Raw genomic sequence first — 19,986 nt, forward strand, 5'->3', positions numbered from 1 at the left:
GCGTCCGGAAACTGTAAGTGCCCTGATATCCCGTATCCCGATCTGGCTGAATGGCAAGAACGCTCGAGTACACGACCATGAAGAATTCATTGCGCCCCGTGCTGGTCCTCTTTGTGTTCCTGACGGTGATCACGGGCATCGTCTATCCGCTTGTCGTAACAGCGGTCGGCCACGTGCTGTTTCCGCATCAGGCAAGCGGCAGCTTCATCGAGAAAGACGGCAAGGCCGTCGGCTCGGAAATCATCGGCCAGCAGTTCGATGCGCCGTATTACTTCTGGGGTCGGCTGTCGGCCACGACACCGAACCCGTACAACGCGCAAAACTCGGGTGGCTCGAACCTCAGTGCCACCAACCCGGCGCTCGCCGATGAAGTGAAGGGGCGGCTCTCAGCGCTTCACGACGCCGATCCGTCCAACACAACGCCTGTGCCTGTCGATCTGGTCACGTCATCGGGCAGCGGTCTTGATCCGGATATTTCACCGGCTGCTGCTGCGTATCAGGCGGCTCGCGTTGCAAAGGCGCGCGGGCTGCCCGAGCAGCAGATCAACGAGCTGATCACGCAGAACACGTCGGGGCGGCAACTTGGCGTATTGGGCGAGCGTCGCGTGAACGTGCTGAAACTCAACCTCGCGCTCGATCAACTCAAGCCGATGCATTGATTTTCCCCAGGCAGACAGCGCACGGCATATAGCAAACGTATGAGCCTCGACGACATGATGACGGGATAACCCGCAGGGGGTGCGATGAACCGGCCTGATCCCGACGAACTGCTGGACCGCATCCAGCGCGATGAAGAAAAAAGCCAGCGTGGCCGGCTCAAGGTGTTCTTTGGCGCATCGGCCGGAGTCGGCAAGACGTTTGCGATGTTGCAGGCCGCCAAATACCGCAAGGAGGAAGGCGTCGATGTCGTCGTCGGAATCGTCGAAACACATGGACGCAAGGAAACGCTCGCACTGATCGAGGGGCTGGAGGTCATTGCGCCCGCGCGGATCGAATATCGAGGGCGGCTGCTTGCCGAGTTCGATCTCGACGCAGCACTCGCGCGCAAGCCGCAGCTGATTCTCGTCGACGAGCTGGCGCATTCGAATGTCCAGGGCAGCCGGCATCTGAAGCGCTGGCAGGATGTGCAGGAGCTGCTCGACGCCGGCATCGACGTATACACAACCGTCAACGTCCAGCACCTCGAAAGCCTGAACGACGTGGTCGGGCAGATCACCGGCATCCGCGTGTGGGAAACCGTACCCGACCGCGTGTTCGATCTCGCCGACGAAGTGACGCTGGTCGACCTGCCGCCAGAGGAACTGCTCGATCGCATGCGCGATGGCAAGGTCTATATGCCGCAGCAGGCGGAGCATGCCGTCCGCAACTTCTTCCGCAAGGGCAATCTGATCGCTCTACGCGAACTGGCGTTGCGTCGCACCGCGGACCGTGTCGATGCACAGATGCGCGAGTATCGTGCAGATCAGTCGATCGAGCGTATCTGGCAGGCGCGCGAGCGCATCATCGTGTGCGTCGGTGCCGGTCCCGACAGCAGCAATCTCGTTCGTGCGGCGGCTCGCCTGGCATCGAACCTGAGGGCTGACTGGCTGGCAGTCTATGTCGAGACGCCGAAGCTTCAGCGGCTCCCCGACGCAATACGCGGACGTACGCTCGACGCGCTCAAGCTTGCATCTGATCTGGGCGCGGAAACCGTCACGTTGCAGGGTGAGCATGTCGCACAGACGCTGATTGCCTATGCGCGCATGCGCAATGTGTCGAAGCTCGTCGTGGGCGCAGCCGTGTTGCGCGGATGGCGCGGATGGCTGGGACAGTCCACTACCGAGCGTCTGATCCGCGCCGCCGGGGACATTGATATCTCGCTGATCAATTCAGGCGCAGTGCGTGAATCCGCCGCCCCTCGCGGCGCGGCAGGCAGCTTTGTTGCACCGGCTGAGGATCAACGCGGGTTCCCGTTGATTTCCTATGGATATGCGGTGGCGATCTGCGCGGCGATTACTGCTCTCGCCACTATGTTGGTGGACAGGATCGCGCTGGCGAATCTCGTCATGCTGTACCTGCTTGGCACGATCTTTACGGCAGTACGCGTGGGCCGTGGACCAGGTGTGCTGCTTTCGTTTCTTGGCGTGGCCGCGTTCGACTTCTTTTTCGTGCCACCCCGGCTTTCGTTTTCCGTATCGGACACACAGTATCTGTTGACGTTCGCGGTGATGCTTCTGACATCGCTGACGATCAGCCACCTGACGTCCAGTCTGAGGCGACAGGCTCATGTCGCAACAATACGCGAGCGCCGGACCGACGCGATGTTCGCGATGACGCGCGAGCTTGGCGCAGCGCTCACCACCGCCCTGATCCTGGAGATCGGCACGCGCCATGTTGCCGAGGTTTTTCAGGCGCGCGTCGCGATCCTGCTGCCTGACAGCGCCGAAAAGGTGCGGCAGAAGGTCGAAAATCCGGACCCGGCTGTCACGCTGACCGGTGGCGATCTCGATTGTGATATCGCGCAGTGGGTTTATGACCAGCAAAAACCAGCCGGCCACGGAACAGAGACTTTGCCGGCAGCAGCGGCACTCTACCTGCCGCTGCGCGCGCCGATGCGTACACGCGGCGTCCTCGCACTGCTGTCTGCAGGCATGGGAGAGTTTGCAGCACCAGAACAGCGCCGCATGCTCGATACGTTTGCGGCCCAGATCGCACTCGCACTCGAGCGTGTTCATTATGTCGAGATCGCGCAGGACGCGCTGATCAGCATGGAGTCAGAACGTCTGCGCAATTCACTGCTGTCCGCGATCTCGCATGATTTGCGTACGCCGTTGACCGCGATCGTGGGCTTCGCCTCTTTGCTGGCAGAACCGGGCCACGTCGAGAAGGCCGGGCAGCGGGCTTCCAATGAGCTCGGCGAGGCAATCTATGACGAGGCGATGCGGATGACGGCCATTGTGACCAACCTGCTCGACATGGTCCGTTTGCAGGAAGGCAGCATGCGCTTGAACCGCCAATGGTCGTCGCTCGAAGAATTGATCGGCGCCGCGCTGGCAGCTTCGCGCCGTCCGCTCTCCGGGCGCAAGGTATCTACACATGTGCCGTCCGATGTGCCGCTGGCCCAGCTCGATGCCGTGCTGATGGAACGACTCCTCGCCAACCTGCTCGACAATGCCGCGAAGTACACACCGGCCGGGTCACCCATCGCCATCACTGCAGCCGCCGTCGAGGAGAATGGCCGTCGCTATGTGAGAGTCAATGTGGAAGACAGCGGACCGGGGCTGTCCCCCGGCATGGAGTCTCGCGTATTCGACAAGTTCACCCGCGGTGAAAAGGAATCGGCGTTGCCCGGTATAGGGCTGGGTCTTGCGATTTGCCGCGCGATCGTCGAGGCGCATGGAGGAAAAATTGGCGCAGCAAACCGCACCGATCCGAACGGAAGCGTGCTCGGCGCCTGTTTCTGGTTCATGTTGCCGGCTGACGAGACGCCGCCAGCAGAAATCGGGGACGCCGATGTGCTCAGCGAAGACACGTCACAGGAGCGGTCGAAAGACGCGCCCGGCGATGCCATGAATCGCACTCAGGCGTCATGAGCGATCCGTTCGTTACGGTTGTGCTGATCGAGGACGACAGGCACATTTGCCGGTACGTGCGGATGTCGCTGCAGGAAGAGGCGATGCGCGTCCTCGATGTCAACACAGGACAGGAAGGCATTGCCATGACTGCGAGCGCAAGGCCGGATCTCGTGATTGTCAATCTCGGACTTCCGGATATCGACGGTCTCGACGTGATCCGGCAACTGCGCGGATGGTCCGACGTGCCAATCGTCGTCCTGTCAGGGCGTACCCGCGATGAAGAGAAGGTCACGGCGCTCAACGCCGGCGCGGACGATTATCTGACGAAGCCGTTCAGCATTGCCGAATTGGTAGCTCGGATCCGCGCGCTGCTACGCAGGCAGAATCGCTTCGTGATCGCTGAGTCGGCCAAGGTGTCCTTCGGGTCGATCACTGTCGATCTTGCAGCGAGATCGGTACAGTGCGACTGCGAAGCTGTCCATCTGACGCCGCTCGAGTACAGGCTGCTCGTTGCGCTCTTGCGTCACGCCGGCTGCGTGATGACGCATCACCAGCTTCTGCAGGAGGTCTGGGGACCCTCTCATGCAGAAAACGCACATTATCTGCGGATCTATATGGGTCACCTGCGGCAGAAGCTCGAGCGCGATCCGGCACAGCCCGAGCACATCGTGACTGAGACAGGCGTCGGATATCGGCTTGTCGGCGTCAGGTAGACAGCAGCCGTCGCGTGGGCAACAGCATGGGCCTCCTGGCGGAATCCGGATAACGATCCGAATTTGACGCAGTTTTTATGCATCGGTTTTGTGCTTTTACGTCATCGTGACGCGGGCCGTGCTTCAATTGAAGATGACACGGGCCGATGTGTGCGGACAGGAGGATCGATGTGCTGAAGTTGCTCATTCCAGTGCTGGACGACAAGGGCGCTCTCGAAGCTGCGCGCCACGGAGCGTTCCTCTTCTCCGAAAAATGCGTGTCGGAGGTGGAAGTGATCGAAGTCCTCGAGGACCTGACACAAGGTCGCGTGGCAGCATTTCATTCGCGGTCCGCGCTGCATAAACTCGAGAAGGAGCGGTCAAAAGACGCACTGATGCAAACGCGCGCGATCCTTGACGAGGCCGGCGTACCCTACACCTGGAAGCGTGTCTTCGGGCCGCCGGAGCGAACGATCGCAAAGTACGCGGCTAAAGATCATGCCGATATCGTGGTGCTTGATGCTAGCCATCTTGGTTTTTTTCACAGATGGGCAGTGCTTGCAAAGCTATGGCGCCTGTCTTCAACGCCCGTCACGATGCTCCACTGACTTCCACACTACGACGTTGCTGAGACCCAATTTACGCGGCTCGCCGCAAACGGGTCCCGCGAACGTGCCTGCCATACCTTCCGCGAATTCAAACGTTCTCTCTCGTCGCGTCCAACCCGCCTTGCCGCGTGCCAGCGCATCACGAACCTGTGCCATCAGCGCGTCCGTGAACAGCCTTCATGACATCCGGATTGGACGTGTCCGTCTCCAACAGCACGACGTTGACATCAGTCCGTCGCAGGTGATCAACCAGCGCCAGCGTCACAATGCATCTTACCGATGCCACCCTTGCTGCCGCCGACCATGTAGAGGGGGGATTTTGCGTTGCCATGTCACACCTCTACAGATTTTCGGTATCCGGCCCGCTACTGGCGATTTCCGGCATAGGTTGAACCCATCGGAATACAGAGGAATCTGACGGAACGAAAAATATTTTTTCTGCCTAATCCGGTGTCACGTCGATGCACATGGAATTACACGCGTGCGTCGCTCATGGACACGAGCATCAACGGCTGCGAATACCGTGTGCCCATCGATTCATGTCGAAAGAAAACCGCACCGCATTTGAAGTGACCGAAGGACGAACGCGACGCGCCACCCGTCTTTCCTCGCGATCGCCATACCGTCTTCGCGTACGGTCGCTCAACCCGTAAGGATGTTCACTGCTATACGACACAGATCGAACGTGCATGCCATCTGCCTTGCGCCAGGTGGCACCGTCGAACACGTTGGACGTCAACTGGTTGCCGACGAGCTTTCTCCGTGCAACACACCTGGAACGCACAGCAGTCTTAAATAATGCTCAACTCGCCCGCTCCATTGCACCACGACCTTTGAATGCAAAATCAACGGCAGTTACACGGAAGCGCATTTCTGCTGTGCATGGCTGCACAGTACGCGCACCGAAGTCACACTCGGGACCAAAAACGACATGAAAATTGAGTGATGGCAGGATAGGTGCGGAAATCGAGCGACCTCTTCCAGCCGAAGCTGGACAACATGCCACATGTGCGCGAATACGAATGCTCGCTTCGACACCGATTTCGGTCTTTCGGCGCGGTGATGCCATCGTCCTTGATGGACGATAGCTGCCTTTTAACCTCCGACTGAAACTCTGCCTTGTGCGAATCTATCCGTATGACTGAGTTCCTGCCGCGGAAGAATGCGTCGCCACATTGATGGGACGCCCCACCATCAGGGAACTCAATCGGCACTGATGCACATCAAAACTTGAATTCTGTCGTGACCTTATACGCGATTGAGCTTGGACCTAGTTGACCTGCTGTCAGGCAACAATCGAAACCTGCCCCGAAGCAATTGGCAGCACGACTGCCGATTGCCCGGCGCAGTATAGCGACCAGTGCTCCATCATCTTGCGACGCCGCTCGACCATATCGCCCCGCTGATACGCGGCGCGCGACTTGTTTTTCGTTTGGTGCGCGAGTGCCTTGTCGACCAGAACGTCCGGATATTCGCCGTATTCCTCTGCCCAGTCCTGAAACGTTGATCGGAAGCCATGAACTGTGAACTCGGTGTAGCCCATTCCTGCAAGCAGTTCCAGCATCGCCATGTTCGATAGCGGCTTGCCTTTCTTATCCCCGGGGAACAAGTAGCCCCACTTCGCCATTTTCAGCGCCTTCTCGACGAGCCCGCACGCCTTGTCACACAGCGGCACGCGATGCGGGATACCCATCTTCATGCGCTCACCCGGAATCGTCCATATCCTGGTCTTCAGATTGAACTCCTCCAGCGCGGCGAACTGTACCTCGTTCGTTCGGGCGGCAGCCAGGATCAGCAGATGCAGCATGATTGCAGAGCGCGCGCCCTCCTCTTCCTTGCCTCAAGCTTCGTTATGAATTCCGGGATGTCGGCCCACGGCATAGCCGGATGATGCTGCACGGCTGCGCGCTTGCGCTTCGCCAGCACCTTGTCCAGGTGGCCGCACCAACGCGCCGGGTTCTCGCCCTGTCGATAGCCAAGCAGCTTCTCGGCGTCAAGAATCGTCTCGATGCGACCGCGCACACGGCTCGCGGTCTCACGCTTGTCTGCCCAGATCGGCTGCAGGATTCGGACGATCATCGCCGTGTCGATGTCTTTCACATCCCTATCACCGATTATCGGATGGGCATACATCGCGAGCGTGCTGGTCCACTGCTTAGCATGCTTGATGTTCTTCCAACTGCGGCGATTGTTTTCGATATATTCCGCCGCGGCGATGCGGAATTGCCGTGAACCTTCGACAGCCGCCTTGCGCTGCGCCTCGTTGCGCGCCTCGATCGGATCGATCTTGTCCTTCAGGAGCGCCCGGCAGCGCGCCGCCTCGGCGCGGGCCTGGGACAGCGAGACCGTCGCGATCGGCCCGAGGCCCATCTCGCGCGAGCGGCCGGAGAGCTTGAACTGGAAGATCCACGAGCGCGAGCCCGAGGCGGAAATCTGAAAGTAAAGGCCTCCACCGTCCGGGTAATAGCCCGGATCGACCAGTTTGCCGACGCGCAGCGCCGATAGTCGATGAAGTTGCCGAGATTGAGATGTCGCCATTTCTCACCCCCACTCTCACCCCTACTTGATGGGTTGATTGTGTTGGTCTGAGCTGGAATCGGCAAGAAGAAAAACACCCCCAAAACCTTGATGTTTCAAGGCTTTGGGGGTGTTTTTCGGAATCAGTCGGAATCTCGCGGAGCGAGTCCTGGCGGAGAGAGGGGGATTCGAACCCCCGATAGGCTATTAACCTATACACGCTTTCCAGGCGTGCGACTTAAACCGCTCATCCATCTCTCCGGCGGGGAGCCGAATTATAGCAAACTTCGCGCCTTGCGCCACACCCCCGCCAGCGCCGCAAGAAAACAGCCTACGGATGCCGGATATAGTCGACCAGCGCGATCGTATAAGCGTCCGCTTTGCGATCGATCAAACTCACCCCGATCGCCACGAGAAACCCCGCCGGCACGCCGAACACGCCCGAGCTGATCGGCTCGATGCCGAACCAGCGCGCACCCGTGAAACCCGTCATCTGCGTGAAGAACGGATACGTCGACACGATGTAGTAGATGCACACGACGAGCCCCGCCACCATCCCCGTCACCGCACCGAGGCGCGTCGTGCGCTTCCAGAACACGCCCAGCACGAGCGCCGGAAACAGACTCGACGCAGCCAGCGAAAACGCCGCCCCGACCAGAAACAGAATATTCCCCGTATTCAGCGACGCCACATACGAAGCGAACAGCGCGACACCCAGCAGCAGAATCTTCGAGATCGTCACCCGCCGCTGGCTCGACGCGTTCGGATCGACCATGTGGTAGTACACGTCGTGCGACAGCGCGTTCGCGATCGTCAGCAGCAGACCATCCGCGGTCGATAGCGCCGCCGCCAGCGCCCCCGCCGCGATCAAGCCCGACATCACATACGGCAGCCCCGCGATCTCGGGCGCCGCGAGCACGACCATATCGGGCTGCATCTGGATCTCGCTCCAGCGCACGATGCCGTCGCCGTTCGTATCGGCGAGGCTGATCAGGCTCGGTTCGACCTTGCGCCATTGCATCAGCCACTGCGGCAGATCGGCAAAATGATGGCCGACCAGATTCGACAGGATCTCGTACTTGATCAGCACCGCGAGCACCGGCACGGTCAGATAGAACAGCGCGACGAAAAAGAGCGTCCAGCCCACCGAGCGGCGCGCCGACCCCACCGAAGTGGTCGTGTTATAGCGCGTCAGGATATGCGGCAGGCTCGCCGTGCCAAGCGACAGACACAGCAGCAGCGACAGAAAGTTACGCGCATGCGTGCTCCGGTCTTCATCGCCGACAGCAGGAAACGGTTCGTGCATCGGCACCGGGGCGGTCGCCCGCATCAGCATGTCGTCGCGCTTCTGGCTCCAGACGATCTGCGCGGCGGCCGCATCGCGCGGAAACTGTTCGAGCGCGCGCTCGCGTTCCTTGATCTCGCGCAACGGACCGTTATGGCGCCGCAGATCGCCGACCTCCTGCGTGAGCCGCTGCTTCTCGTCGATGAACGATTGCGGCAGCGTATCGAGCCGCATCTGCATCAGCGCGGCACGGCGTCGATAGTCGTCGCGCACGCGCTCCTCGAGCGGCGCGTCGCGCACCTGCTTCTCGAGCGCTTCCATGCGCTCCATCAGGCGCCCATAGCTGAATTGCGGCACCCAGCCGAGGCCGTCCTTATGCGCGATCATCGACACCGGTATCAGCATCGCGAGGATCAGGATGATGTACTGCGCAACCTGAGTCCACGTAACGGCGCGCATGCCGCCCAGAAACGAGCACACCAGAATGCCCGCGAGCCCGCAGAAAATGCCGACCGCGAAATCGACGCCGATAAAGCGCGTCGCGATCAGCCCGACACCCTGGATCTGCGCGACCAGATAAACGAACGAGCACAGGATCGCGGCGAGCGCCGCGAGGCCGCGCACCGCGTTGCTCGAATAGCGCGTGCCGAGAAAGTCGGGAATCGTGTAGCGCGCCAGCTTGCGCACATACGGCGCGAGCAGGAACGCAACGAGACAATAGCCGCCGGTCCAACCCATCACGTACGCGAGGCCATCGTAGCCGGTCGCGTAGATCGAGCCCGCCAGGCCGATGAACGACGCGGCCGACAGCCAGTCGGCCGCGGTCGCCATGCCATTGAACGCCGACGGCACGCGCCGTCCCGCCACGTAGTATTCGACCAGATCGGACGTGCGCGACAGCACGCCTATCACCGCATACACCGCGATCGGCACGAACAGGAACACATAGCCGATCCACACACCGGGACCGGTGCTGCGCTCGATGCGCCACATCACATAGACGAACAGCAGAAAGCCGAGCGTGTAGAGCGCGTACGAGCGGATCAGCCGATGCGTGAGCTTCATCGGCTCAGCGTCCGCGCGCGGCCGGCGCATCCGTGCCGACGTTGACTTCATCGTTCGCGCCGCTGGTGGAATCCGCGGCGGGACCGCTTGCGGCATCGCGCTGCGAATCCGCTTCGAACGCGCGCTGCAACCTACGATCGGCGCGCTGCATCAGCACGATATAGACGACGATCAACGCAAGGTAGATCAGGATCGCGCCCTGCGCGCCAAAGTAGAACGGCAGGCTGAAGCCGCCGACGCGCACCGGCGCGAGCGCGGGCGCCAGCAACGGCACGACGAAGGAAACGAAGAAGCCGAGCGTCATCAGCACCGCGATCAGCGCGAGGTTGAAACGCCAGTATTTGCGATGCGCGAGCGCCATCGCCGCCGAGACCGGAGGCGGTTCAGGCGGGGGGTTCAACGTGGCATGGGAGGATAGGTGCGGCGCGGCCATGCGCCTATGTATCAAAAAGGCAACGGCGAGGCAATTGGGATTGTCCGCGCAATGCCGTGATGCAGGCTGTCCGCTCGATTCACGGGTCTGCTCGATACACCGGCAAGTGTGTCGATCGACACACCGCCGCCGTCCGCGCAGACCCGCTGACAACGCTTTAAATCGACTCGCCGAGCTGGTCGAGAATCGCCGGGTTTTCCAGCGTCGACACGTCCTGCGTGATCTCCTCGCCCTTCGCGAGCGAGCGCAACAGACGACGCATGATCTTGCCCGAACGCGTCTTCGGCAGGTTCTCGCCGAAGCGGATGTCCTTCGGTTTCGCGATCGGACCGATCTCCTTGCCGACCCAGTTGCGCAGTTCGTTCGCGAGCTTGACAGCCTCTTCGCCTTGCGGACGCGCACGCTTCAGCACGACGAACGCGCATACCGCCTCACCGGTCGTCGCATCGGGGCGGCCCACCACGGCTGCTTCCGCGACGAGCGGATTGGCGACCAGCGCCGACTCGATCTCCATCGTGCCGAGACGATGGCCCGACACGTTCAGCACGTCGTCGATGCGGCCCATGATCGTGAAGTAGCCGGTTTCCTTGTCGCGCACCGCGCCGTCGCCGGCGAGATAGAGCTTGCCGCCGAGCTCCTCGGGAAAGTAGCTCTTCTTGTAGCGGTCCGGATCGCCCCACACGTTGCGCAGCATTGCCGGCCACGGACGCTTGACCACCAGAATGCCGCCCTGGCCGTTCGGCACGTCCTGGCCCGTTTCGTCGACGACCGCGGCCATGATGCCCGGCAGGGGCAGCGTGCACGAACCCGGCACGAGCGGCGTCGCGCCCGGCATCGGCGCGATCATGTGACCGCCGGTTTCGGTCTGCCACCACGTATCGACGACCGGACAACGGCTGCCGCCGACGTTCTCGTAGTACCACACCCACGCTTCAGGATTGATCGGCTCGCCGACCGTGCCGATGATGCGCAACGTCGACAGGTCGTAGCTCTTCGGATGCACTTTCGCGTCGGCCTCGGAGGCCTTGATCAGCGAGCGGATCGCAGTCGGCGCCGTATAGAACAGCGTGACCTTGTGCTTGGCGATCATCTGCCAGAAGCGCCCGGCGTCCGGATAGGTCGGCACGCCTTCGAACATGACCTGGGTGCCGCCGAGCGTCAACGGCCCGTACGTGATGTAGCTATGCCCGGTGATCCAGCCGATGTCGGCGGTACACCAGAACACATCCGAGGGCCGCCAGTCGAAGGTCCACTTCAGCGTTTGCGCGGCCCACAGCAGATAGCCGCCGGTGCTGTGCTGCACGCCCTTCGGCTTGCCGGTCGAGCCCGACGTATAGAGGATGAAGAGCGGATGCTCGGCGTCGACCCATTCGGGCGCGCATTGGTCCGACTCACCCTGCGTGAGTTCGTGCATCCACAGGTCGCGTGCCGCGTCCCAGGCGACCTTGCCGCCGGTGCGCTGGTACACGATCACGCTCTTGACCTTCTCGCAGCCGCCGAGCGCGAGCGCTTCGTCGGCGATGCTCTTCAGCGGCAAGGCCTTGCCGCCGCGCATCTGTTCGTCGGACGTGATCAGCGCGACCGCGCCGACGTCGACGAGCCGCTCGTTGAGCGACTTCGACGAGAAGCCGCCGAACACGACCGAGTGGGTCGCACCGATACGCGCGCATGCCTGCATCGCAACGACGGCCTCGATAGACATCGGCATATAGATGACGACCGGGTCGCCCTTCTTCACGCCACGTTTTTTCAGCGCATTCGCGAAGCGCGATACGCGTTGCAGCAGATCCTGATAGGTGACGTTGGTGACGGTGCCGTCGTCGGCTTCGAACACGATCGCGACGCGCCCGCCGTTGCCGGCCTCGACGTGACGGTCGATGCTGTTATACGACGCGTTCAGCTGGCCGTCTTCGAACCACGTATAGAACGGCGCCTTCGATTCGTCCAGCACCTTTGTAAATGGCTTGTGCCAACTTAGCGTCTCCTTCGCAAGACGCCCCCAAAAGCCTTCGTAGTCGCGCTCCGCTTCGGCGGCAAGCGCCCGGTACGCGTCCATGCCGGAGATCGTGGCACCCTTCGCCGTGTCGGCGGAGGGCGGAAAAACGCGGCGTTCCTGAAGAACCGATTCAATCGCAGACATCGACAACCCCTTGGTGAAGATGAAAAACGGAAAACCTGTACCGGCGCGCATCGCGCGCGGGCCTTATCCTGTTCGAGCCGCCACGAGCGGCGCTGTCTCCCACCTCGCAATGCCGTCAAACGCGCGCGCGTGCGGCATCGCAACATCCGTGCTTGCAGGCACCCTGCTCGATCAACACGCGTCAAGGCTCAACCATAAGCGCCGCAACTTACCGGCCACTTACGCACATCGTGTTGATCTGCAAGCGAAAACCCTTAGATCGGGCGAGCCACCGACGTGCTTGAGCGTTGATCAGACGAGATGCGCGCGGAAAAGATCGCCCGTTCTACGGAGCGTTCCATGTTCACCCGCAGCACATCGCATGCCGCTGATGCGAACCCGTTGCACCGTCCGGTCGCCCGTCTTCGCACCCTTACGCCCGGTCGCACGGCCTCTTACAATGCTAACTGAACTAGCCGTCCGGATTCCAGCTTGAATCGCTACGCCCTGCTTCTCATTACCTCGATGCTGCTGGTGGGCAGCAATGTCGGAATCGGTAAATCGATCGTCGCCTTCGTTCCCGTCCCGCTGTTCGCGCTGCTGCGTTTCGTCATCGCGATGGCCGTGCTATGGCCGCTCCTGCGCGTGACCAAACTGCGCCGCGTCAAACGCGACGAATGGATCAACCTGTTTTTACAAGCGCTATTCGGCACCTTCGGCTTCACGCTGCTGATGCTCAACGGCGTCGCGCGCACCAGCGCGGTCGCGGCCGGCGTGATCACGAGCACGATTCCGGCGGTCGTCGCGTTGCTGTCGTGGCTGCTCCTGAAGGAGCGGCCGGACGGCCGCGCGCTCGCGTCGATCGCGCTGGCGATCGTCGGCGTCGTCGTCATCAATGTCGCGCACGGCGAGGCGGGCGCGGACGCGACGGCCGCCACCGGCTCGCTCGCGGGCAACTTCATGGTGCTCGGCGCGGTGTGCTGCGAATCGCTGTACATCATCCTGTCGCGCCGCCTCACGCAGACGCTCGCGCCGATCGACATCTGCGCGTACACGCATCTGTTCGGCCTGTTGCTGATGCTGCCGCTCGGCGCCGGCGCGCTCGCGCATTTCGACTATCGCGCGGTGCCATCGAACGTCTGGATGCTGGTGCTGTGGTACGGGCTGTCGGCCAGCATCTTCTCGTTCTGGCTGTGGATGAAAGGCATCCGCCACGTGTCCGGCAGTCTCGCCGGCGTGTTCAGCGCGGTGCTGCCGGTCGCCGCGGCGCTCTACGGCATCGTGTTCCTCGGCGAGCGGCCCACGCTCGCGCACGGCATCGCGCTCGCCTGCGTGGTCGCCGGTATCGGTCTCGCGAGCCTGAAGGCGCGCAGCGTGCCGCCGGTCGCATCGTAGTTCGGGCGTGGCGGGCGCGCTGCCCGCCGCAGAGCAGCAGATTCGACCGACGCGGTACAATACGGCGCCCGACGCGAGTCTCGCGATCCTCCGATGGCCGCGCCCCGCACCGCCGTCGGCGCCTGGCCCGTGTTCCGTCACCCCCGCTTCATCTGACCGTTGCCTATGTCCGCTTCGCGACCCGCCTCCGCCCGTCCGCGCCGCCCTATGCGCGCGCTGCCCCACCTCGTATTCATGAGCCGTTGGCTGCAGGTGCCGCTGTATCTCGGGCTGATCGTCGCGCAGGCAGTCTACGTCGTGCTGTTCCTGAAGGAAGTCTGGCATCTGGTGTCCGACGCGATGAAGCTCGACGAAACCAGCATCATGCTCGTCGTGCTGGGCCTGATCGACGTGGTGATGATCTCGAACCTGCTGATCATGGTGATCATCGGCGGGTATGAAACGTTCGTGTCGCGCCTCGGCCTCGACGGCCATCCGGACGAACCGGAATGGCTCGATCATGTGAACGCCGGCGTGCTGAAAGTGAAGCTGTCGATGGCGCTGATCAGCATCTCGTCGATCCATCTGCTGAAGACCTTCATCAGCCCCGACCAGAACACGACGCACACGATCATGTGGCAGGTGATCATCCACGTCACGTTCCTCGTATCCGCGCTCGTGATGGCGCTCGTCGACCGCCTCACCACGCACACGCATCCCAAGCATTTCGAAGAGCCCGCGGCATTGCACGCCGTGGGCGGCATCAAGGTTTCCACTCCCCTGAAGGCGCAAGACTGACCGCACGCGCTGCGATCCGAAAACAAGCGCCTCCCCACTGAGCTAGCCATGACCGTCATCAAACAGGAAGATCTGATCCAGAGCATCGCTGATTCGCTGCAGTACATCAGCTACTACCATCCGCTCGACTACATCGAAGCGCTCGGCCGCGCATACGAGCTCGAACAGAGCCCGGCAGCGAAGGACGCGATCGCGCAGATCCTGACCAACAGCCGCCTGTGCGCCGAAGGCAAGCGCCCGATTTGCCAGGACACCGGCATCGTCACGGTGTTCGTGAAGGTCGGCATGGACGTGCGCTGGGACGGCGCCACGATGAGCGTCACCGACATGATCAACGAAGGCGTGCGCCGCGGTTACCTGAACCCGGACAACGTGCTGCGCGCATCGATCGTGAGCCCGCCCGAAGGCGCGCGCAAGAACACCAAGGACAACACGCCGGCCGTGATCCACTACGAGATCGTGCCGGGTAACACCGTCGACGTGCAGGTCGCGGCCAAGGGCGGCGGCTCGGAGAACAAGTCGAAGTTCGCGATGCTGAACCCGTCGGACTCGATCGTCGACTGGATTCTGAAGACCGTGCCGACGATGGGCGCCGGCTGGTGCCCGCCGGGCATGCTCGGCATCGGCATCGGCGGCACCGCTGAGAAAGCGATGGTGATGGCCAAGGAATCGCTGATGGACCCGATCGACATCCAGGACGTGATCGCACGCGGCCCGAAGGACTGGATCGAAGAGCTGCGCGTCGAGCTGCACGAGAAGGTCAACGCGCTCGGTATTGGCGCGCAGGGTCTCGGTGGCCTGTCCACGGTGCTCGACGTGAAGATCATGGCCGCGCCGACGCACGCCGCGTCCAAGCCGATCGCGATCATCCCGAACTGCGCGGCGACCCGCCACGCGCACTTCACGCTCGACGGTTCGGGCGTCGCCAGGCTGGAAGCGCCGTCGCTCGACGCATGGCCGAAGGTGCACTGGGAACCGAACACGGAAACCAGCAAACGCGTCGATCTGAACACGCTGACGCCGGAAGAAGTGGCCGGCTGGAAGCCGGGCCAGACGCTGCTGCTGTCGGGCAAGATGTTGACGGGCCGCGACGCCGCGCACAAGCGCATCGCCGACATGCTCGCGAAGGGCGAGAAGCTGCCGGTCGATTTCACCAACCGCGTGATCTACTACGTCGGCCCGGTCGATCCGGTACGTGACGAAGCGGTCGGCCCGGCAGGCCCGACCACCGCGACGCGGATGGACAAGTTCACCGAGACGATGCTCGCGCAAACGGGCCTCATTTCGATGATCGGCAAGGCCGAGCGCGGCCCGGTCGCGATCGAGGCGATCAAGAAGCACAAGGCCGCGTATCTGATGGCCGTCGGCGGTGCCGCGTACCTCGTGTCGAAGGCGATCCGCAGCGCGAAGGTGCTCGCGTTCGAAGACCTCGGTATGGAAGCGATCTACGAGTTCGACGTGCAAGACATGCCGGTCACGGTCGCCGTCGATTCGAACGGCACCTCCGTGCACCAGACCGGCCCGAAGGAATGGCAGGCCAAGATCGGCAAGATTCCGGTCGCCACGGCTTGATGAGTCGCAATTAGCGCCACTCGGATCGGTCGAAAAGCCGGGGCTGCGGTCCCGGCTTTTTTTTGCCCCGCATCACGCATGCGCAAGGCGCCGCACGCACGAGGCGCCAAACGCCGCCAAAACTTGTGTCGGATTCTTGGCTTTTTGGGGCATGGCGTTTATTGTTGTTGGAAATTCAAGGTCCCCGAAAAAGGAAATAACATGCAAGGCGACAAGAAGGTCATCGAATATCTGAACGCGCAGCTGAAGAACGAGCTGACCGCGATCAACCAGTACTTCCTGCATGCGCGGATGTACGGTCACTGGGGCCTCGATAAGCTCGGCAAGCACGAGTACGACGAGTCGATCGGCGAAATGAAGCATGCCGACATGCTGATCGAACGGATCTTCATGCTCGACGGTCTGCCGAATCTGCAGGACCTGCACAAGCTGCTGATCGGTGAGGAAACCAAAGAGATCCTCGAATGCGATCTGAAGCTCGAACAGATTTCGCAAAGCACCTGCAAGGAGGCGATTGCCTACTGCGAATCGGTGCGCGATTTCATCTCGCGCGAAATCTTCACGAAGATTCTCGACGATACGGAAGAGCACATCGACTGGCTCGAAACCCAGCTCGATCTGATCGACAAGGTCGGTATCCAGAACTACCAGCAAAGCGCGATGGGCTCGGTCGAGTCCTGAGCGAGGCACCTTGAAGCATCCCGCGAGGTAGCGGCGCGAATGCCTGCCGGGCAGGCATTCGCGCCCGGACCGTACCGCGTGGGCGATATACTTGCGCGCTTGCTCGCGCTTTGCCCCTGGCTCCGCCTGTTTCTTCGACCACCACGTCACGCTCGTTTTCTTCACTATGCCCGTCCCCGCGCCGTCCCCGACTGTCCGCAGTGTTGCCGCTGGCGCCGCGTCGCAGGCGCCGATCGGTATTTTCGATTCGGGGCTCGGCGGACTGTCGGTGCTGCGCGCGGTGCGCGCGCAACTGCCTGAGGAGGCGCTGCTGTATGTCGCCGATTCGCTGTACGCGCCTTATGGCGAGCGCGATGACGACTTCATCACCGACCGCACGCTAGCGATCGGCGAATGGCTCGCCGCACGAGGCGCGAAGGCGCTCGTGGTCGCGTGCAATACGGCGACCGCGCAGTCGATCGCGCTGGTGCGCGAAAAGCTGCCGATTCCGCTAGTCGGCGTCGAACCGGGCGTCAAGCCCGCCGCACTGCAATCCAGGAGCCGCGTCGCTGGCGTGCTGGCAACCCAGGCGACGCTGCGCAGCGCCCGCTTCCAGGGACTGCTCGAACGCTACGCCGCCGATTGCCGCTTTCTCTGCCAGCCCGGGCACGGGCTAGTGCAGGCGGTCGAGCGCTGCGACGTCGGCTCGGCCGAGCTGCGCGCACTGCTGCGCAGCTACCTGCAACCGATGCTCGACGCCGGCGCCGACACGCTGGTGCTCGGTTGCACCCATTACCCGTTTCTCGACGCTGCGATCCGCGACATCGTCGGTGAGCGGCTCGCGCTGATCGACACGAGTGTGGCGATCGCTCGCCAACTCGAACGCGTGCTCGAGCAGCACGGCCTGCGCGCCGCCACGCCGGCTGCAAGCACGCCGCTACCACGCTTCTACTCCACCGACGACGGCATCCATCAACAGCAATTGGCCGCCACACTGCTGCGGATCGAGGCTGCGGTCGAGCACGTGTTGATACCCTCCCGCCGCACAGCCGCATCGGATTCCCGCGCCGCCTAGACCCGGATCTCGCTCACCCGCTGCCCGTCCTTCGGACGAAATCCATTCTGAGAGGCTGGTTTTGTTACAAAAAATCGCAGACGACGCTTGTCAAACGAACCAAACAAAATGATAATAATTCGCATTAACGTTAGCTATGACGCCTGCCATGATCGTCTGTGTTTGCAAATCCGTTTCCGACCGCACCATCCGCTCCTCGATCGCGGACGGCATCGACTCGTTCGACGAGTTGCAGTTTGAACTGGGCGTCGCCTCGTGCTGCGGCAAATGCGAGGAATCCGTGCGCGACGTGATGCTGCAAAGCGGCGTGTGCGCGAGTCGTTGCGCTGTGGTCGAGCGTCATCAGCAAGTGCAGAGCATCGCCGAGGTCGTGCAGGTCACGTTCTACGAGCGCAAGGCAGCCTGAATTAGCTAGCGGGGCGCGGTGCAAGCCGTGTCAGTGTCCGAAAGCCCCTATACTTGATGCACATTTAATGTAACGCTTAATGCGACATTGACAGTGCCGCATGTCTGCAACAAAACCGCAGTACAGTCCGCCGTACCGCGTTATCCCACTGCCGTCAGCAAGCCAGTATTCGTACCAGCCAGCTACCCCGCTCTCCCCTTCGAAAGGAGCTCGAGATGGAATTGCTGATTGGTTTCGTGACTACTTTGGTCATTTCGCTGCTGATTTTCCGAACATGACGATGTCCTGTCCGCCGCGCCGCCCGAACGGTGCGCTGCCACACTGACCATGCAGGCTCCGCACCCCGTTACCGCAGGCGCCCCGCTCGTGTCGTCCACCCGCCCGAATTCCCGCGCGCTGACGGCCACCGCCGTGGTCGCCGCGGTACACGTCGCGCTGCTCGCCGTGATCATGACGCTGCGTCACGAGCCCGTGCAGGTCGCGCTCGAATCGCACGTGATGACCGCGGAGCTGCTGCCGCCAGCACCGATCGCCGCACCGGCCGCGCTGCAATCGATCGCACCGCCGCCTCAGCCGACGCCGCCCGTCCATACGAAGCCGAAAGTCCAGCCGAAGCCGGCCCCGACGCCAAAGCCGACTCCCACTCCGACTCCGTTGCCCGAGGCCGCTGCGCCGTCGCCGACGCCCGTCGCGGCGCCCGATCCGACACCACCCGCGCCTGCCGCACCGGCGACGCCGCCCGCCGCGGCAGCGCCCGCGATCGGCAAACAGACGATGGACATCAGTGCGCCAAAGAACGTGTCGCATCTCGATTGCAACATCGCACATCCGGACTACCCTGCGCTGTCGCGGCGCCGCGGCGAGGCCGGCACGGCGTACGTCCATTTCGTGGTCGGCCTGACCGGCAAGCTCGAAAGCATCGAGTTGAAGAAGAGCAGCGGCTTTAGCCGTCTCGACGACGCGGCCGTCGCGGCCGTGCGCGCGAGCGCCTGCAAACCGTATCTCGAGAACGGCGAGCCCGTCAGAGCCGCGTACACCCAGCCTTTCAACTTCAATCTGACCGACTGAAGCAAGCTTTCAAAAACAAGGAATTGCGATGCAAAACTACGGATTGGCGCACGTGTGGGCGCAAGGGGATTTCGTGACGCGCGGTATCGCGCTCGCACTGTTGATCATGTCGGTGATGTCGTGGAGCGTGATCATCGTCAAGGGCTGCAATGTGGTGCGCCTGAAGCGCCTGACGAAGAACGCCGAGCAGGCGTTCTGGCATTCGGACGACCTCGCCGACGGCGTGAAGAAGCTCGGCGGCGGCGCCTCGACGCCGTATGACAATCCGTTCCTCGCGCTCGCGCTGTCGGGCCAGGAAGCGGCCGACCATCATCACCAGACGCAGCCGCATCTGCATGACCGCATGGACGTGTCGGACTGGATCACGCGCTGCCTGAAAGACACGATGGACGAAAGCGTCGCGCGCATGCAGAGCGGTCTCGCGATTCTCGCGTCGATCGGCAGCACCGCGCCGTTCGTCGGCCTGTTCGGCACCGTGTGGGGCATCTATCACGCGCTGCTCGCGATCGGCGCGAGCGGCCAGTCGTCGATCGACCAGGTGGCCGGCCCGGTCGGCGAAGCGCTGATCATGACCGCGTTCGGTCTGTTCGTCGCGATTCCGGCGGTGCTCGGCTACAACGCGCTGACGCGCGCCAACAAGGCGATCGTCGCGAAGCTGAGCCGCTTCGCGCACGGCCTGCATGCGTTCTTCGTAACGGGTGCCCGTCTGTCGTCGACCAAGCGCGGCGACGGCCTGCGTCTCGCGACCCGCGCCAACTGA

General features: G+C 62.4%; 17 protein-coding genes, 1 tRNA gene and 1 pseudogene. 12 read left to right on the forward strand and 7 right to left on the reverse strand.

The annotated features are described in order from the left end of the window. Positions 1 to 77: 77 nt before the first annotated feature. From kdpC to AB3X94_RS16225, 4 genes are all read left to right on the forward strand, one after another. Positions 78 to 659, forward strand: coding sequence for a potassium-transporting ATPase subunit KdpC (gene kdpC, locus AB3X94_RS16210; protein ID WP_176109063.1), 582 nt, complete (start codon positions 78 to 80; stop codon positions 657 to 659). Positions 660 to 743: 84 nt separating this feature from the next. Then, positions 744 to 3,572, forward strand: a complete 2,829-nt coding sequence (locus tag AB3X94_RS16215) for a DUF4118 domain-containing protein (protein ID WP_368612078.1) — start codon at positions 744 to 746, stop codon at positions 3,570 to 3,572. Further along, positions 3,569 to 4,267 carry a response regulator gene (locus AB3X94_RS16220; protein ID WP_176109065.1) on the forward strand — a complete coding sequence of 233 codons (699 nt, stop codon included), beginning with the start codon at positions 3,569 to 3,571 and terminating at the stop codon, positions 4,265 to 4,267. The genes AB3X94_RS16215 and AB3X94_RS16220 overlap by 4 nt, the downstream gene beginning before the upstream one ends. 170 nt (positions 4,268 to 4,437) lie before the next feature. Continuing rightward, positions 4,438 to 4,854 carry a universal stress protein gene (locus tag AB3X94_RS16225; RefSeq protein WP_176109066.1) on the forward strand — a complete coding sequence of 139 codons (417 nt, stop codon included), beginning with the start codon at positions 4,438 to 4,440 and terminating at the stop codon, positions 4,852 to 4,854. 166 nt (positions 4,855 to 5,020) lie between these two features. On the opposite strand, the pseudogene AB3X94_RS16230 reads toward AB3X94_RS16225, so the two are convergent. The 7 genes and pseudogenes from AB3X94_RS16230 to acs all read right to left on the reverse strand — a co-directional run. Beyond that, positions 5,021 to 5,159, reverse strand: a pseudogene (locus tag AB3X94_RS16230) (protein mobD); the annotation flags it as partial. A 980-nt stretch (positions 5,160 to 6,139) separates the two neighbouring features. Further along, the gene (locus AB3X94_RS16235) at positions 6,140 to 6,661 is read right to left on the reverse strand and encodes a tyrosine-type recombinase/integrase (RefSeq protein WP_368612079.1); all 522 of its coding nucleotides are present in this window, start codon (positions 6,659 to 6,661) and stop codon (positions 6,140 to 6,142) included. Then, the gene (locus AB3X94_RS16240) at positions 6,646 to 7,392 is read right to left on the reverse strand and encodes a tyrosine-type recombinase/integrase (protein WP_368612080.1); all 747 of its coding nucleotides are present in this window, start codon (positions 7,390 to 7,392) and stop codon (positions 6,646 to 6,648) included. Before AB3X94_RS16240 ends, AB3X94_RS16235 begins: the two co-directional genes overlap by 16 nt. Before the next feature lie 149 nt (positions 7,393 to 7,541). Then, positions 7,542 to 7,632: transfer RNA gene (locus AB3X94_RS16245), tRNA-Ser, on the reverse strand. A gap of 70 nt (positions 7,633 to 7,702) precedes the next feature. Next, positions 7,703 to 9,721 carry a sodium:solute symporter family protein gene (locus tag AB3X94_RS16250; RefSeq protein ID WP_368612098.1) on the reverse strand — a complete coding sequence of 673 codons (2,019 nt, stop codon included), beginning with the start codon at positions 9,719 to 9,721 and terminating at the stop codon, positions 7,703 to 7,705. 4 nt (positions 9,722 to 9,725) lie between these two features. Beyond that, a complete protein-coding gene (locus AB3X94_RS16255) occupies positions 9,726 to 10,154 on the reverse strand; it encodes a DUF4212 domain-containing protein (RefSeq protein WP_176109067.1) in 429 nt (142 codons plus the stop codon). A 157-nt stretch (positions 10,155 to 10,311) separates the two neighbouring features. Beyond that, entirely contained in the window at positions 10,312 to 12,294 is a 1,983-nt protein-coding gene (gene acs / locus AB3X94_RS16260; protein ID WP_176109068.1) for an acetate--CoA ligase, read from the reverse strand. Between the two features lie 471 nt (positions 12,295 to 12,765). Here acs and AB3X94_RS16265 point away from each other — a divergent pair, with 471 nt between their 5' ends. The 8 genes from AB3X94_RS16265 (at position 12,766) to AB3X94_RS16300 (ending at position 19,986) form a co-directional block, all read left to right on the forward strand. Continuing rightward, a complete protein-coding gene (locus AB3X94_RS16265) occupies positions 12,766 to 13,668 on the forward strand; it encodes a DMT family transporter (RefSeq protein ID WP_368612081.1) in 903 nt (300 codons plus the stop codon). 207 nt (positions 13,669 to 13,875) lie between these two features. Continuing rightward, entirely contained in the window at positions 13,876 to 14,445 is a 570-nt protein-coding gene (locus AB3X94_RS16270) for a TIGR00645 family protein (RefSeq protein WP_217709947.1), read from the forward strand. Positions 14,446 to 14,493: 48 nt separating this feature from the next. Beyond that, positions 14,494 to 16,017: a fumarate hydratase gene (locus tag AB3X94_RS16275; protein ID WP_176109071.1), complete on the forward strand. Its 1,524-nt coding sequence runs from the start codon at positions 14,494 to 14,496 to the stop codon at positions 16,015 to 16,017. Between the two features lie 201 nt (positions 16,018 to 16,218). Next, positions 16,219 to 16,698, forward strand: coding sequence for a bacterioferritin (gene bfr / locus AB3X94_RS16280; RefSeq protein WP_176109072.1), 480 nt, complete (start codon positions 16,219 to 16,221; stop codon positions 16,696 to 16,698). Between the two features lie 166 nt (positions 16,699 to 16,864). Beyond that, a complete protein-coding gene (murI, locus tag AB3X94_RS16285) occupies positions 16,865 to 17,752 on the forward strand; it encodes a glutamate racemase (RefSeq protein WP_176109073.1) in 888 nt (295 codons plus the stop codon). 148 nt (positions 17,753 to 17,900) lie between these two features. After that, positions 17,901 to 18,158 carry a bacterioferritin-associated ferredoxin gene (locus AB3X94_RS16290; protein WP_368612082.1) on the forward strand — a complete coding sequence of 86 codons (258 nt, stop codon included), beginning with the start codon at positions 17,901 to 17,903 and terminating at the stop codon, positions 18,156 to 18,158. A gap of 327 nt (positions 18,159 to 18,485) precedes the next feature. Next, entirely contained in the window at positions 18,486 to 19,226 is a 741-nt protein-coding gene (locus tag AB3X94_RS16295; protein ID WP_176109075.1) for an energy transducer TonB, read from the forward strand. A 28-nt stretch (positions 19,227 to 19,254) separates the two neighbouring features. After that, complete coding sequence (locus AB3X94_RS16300) at positions 19,255 to 19,986, forward strand: MotA/TolQ/ExbB proton channel family protein (RefSeq protein WP_368612083.1); 732 nt, start codon at positions 19,255 to 19,257, stop codon at positions 19,984 to 19,986.

It is taken from the genome of Paraburkholderia sp. BR10923 (assembly GCF_040948765.1).
GTDB classification, from domain to species: Bacteria; Pseudomonadota; Gammaproteobacteria; order Burkholderiales; family Burkholderiaceae; genus Paraburkholderia; species Paraburkholderia youngii.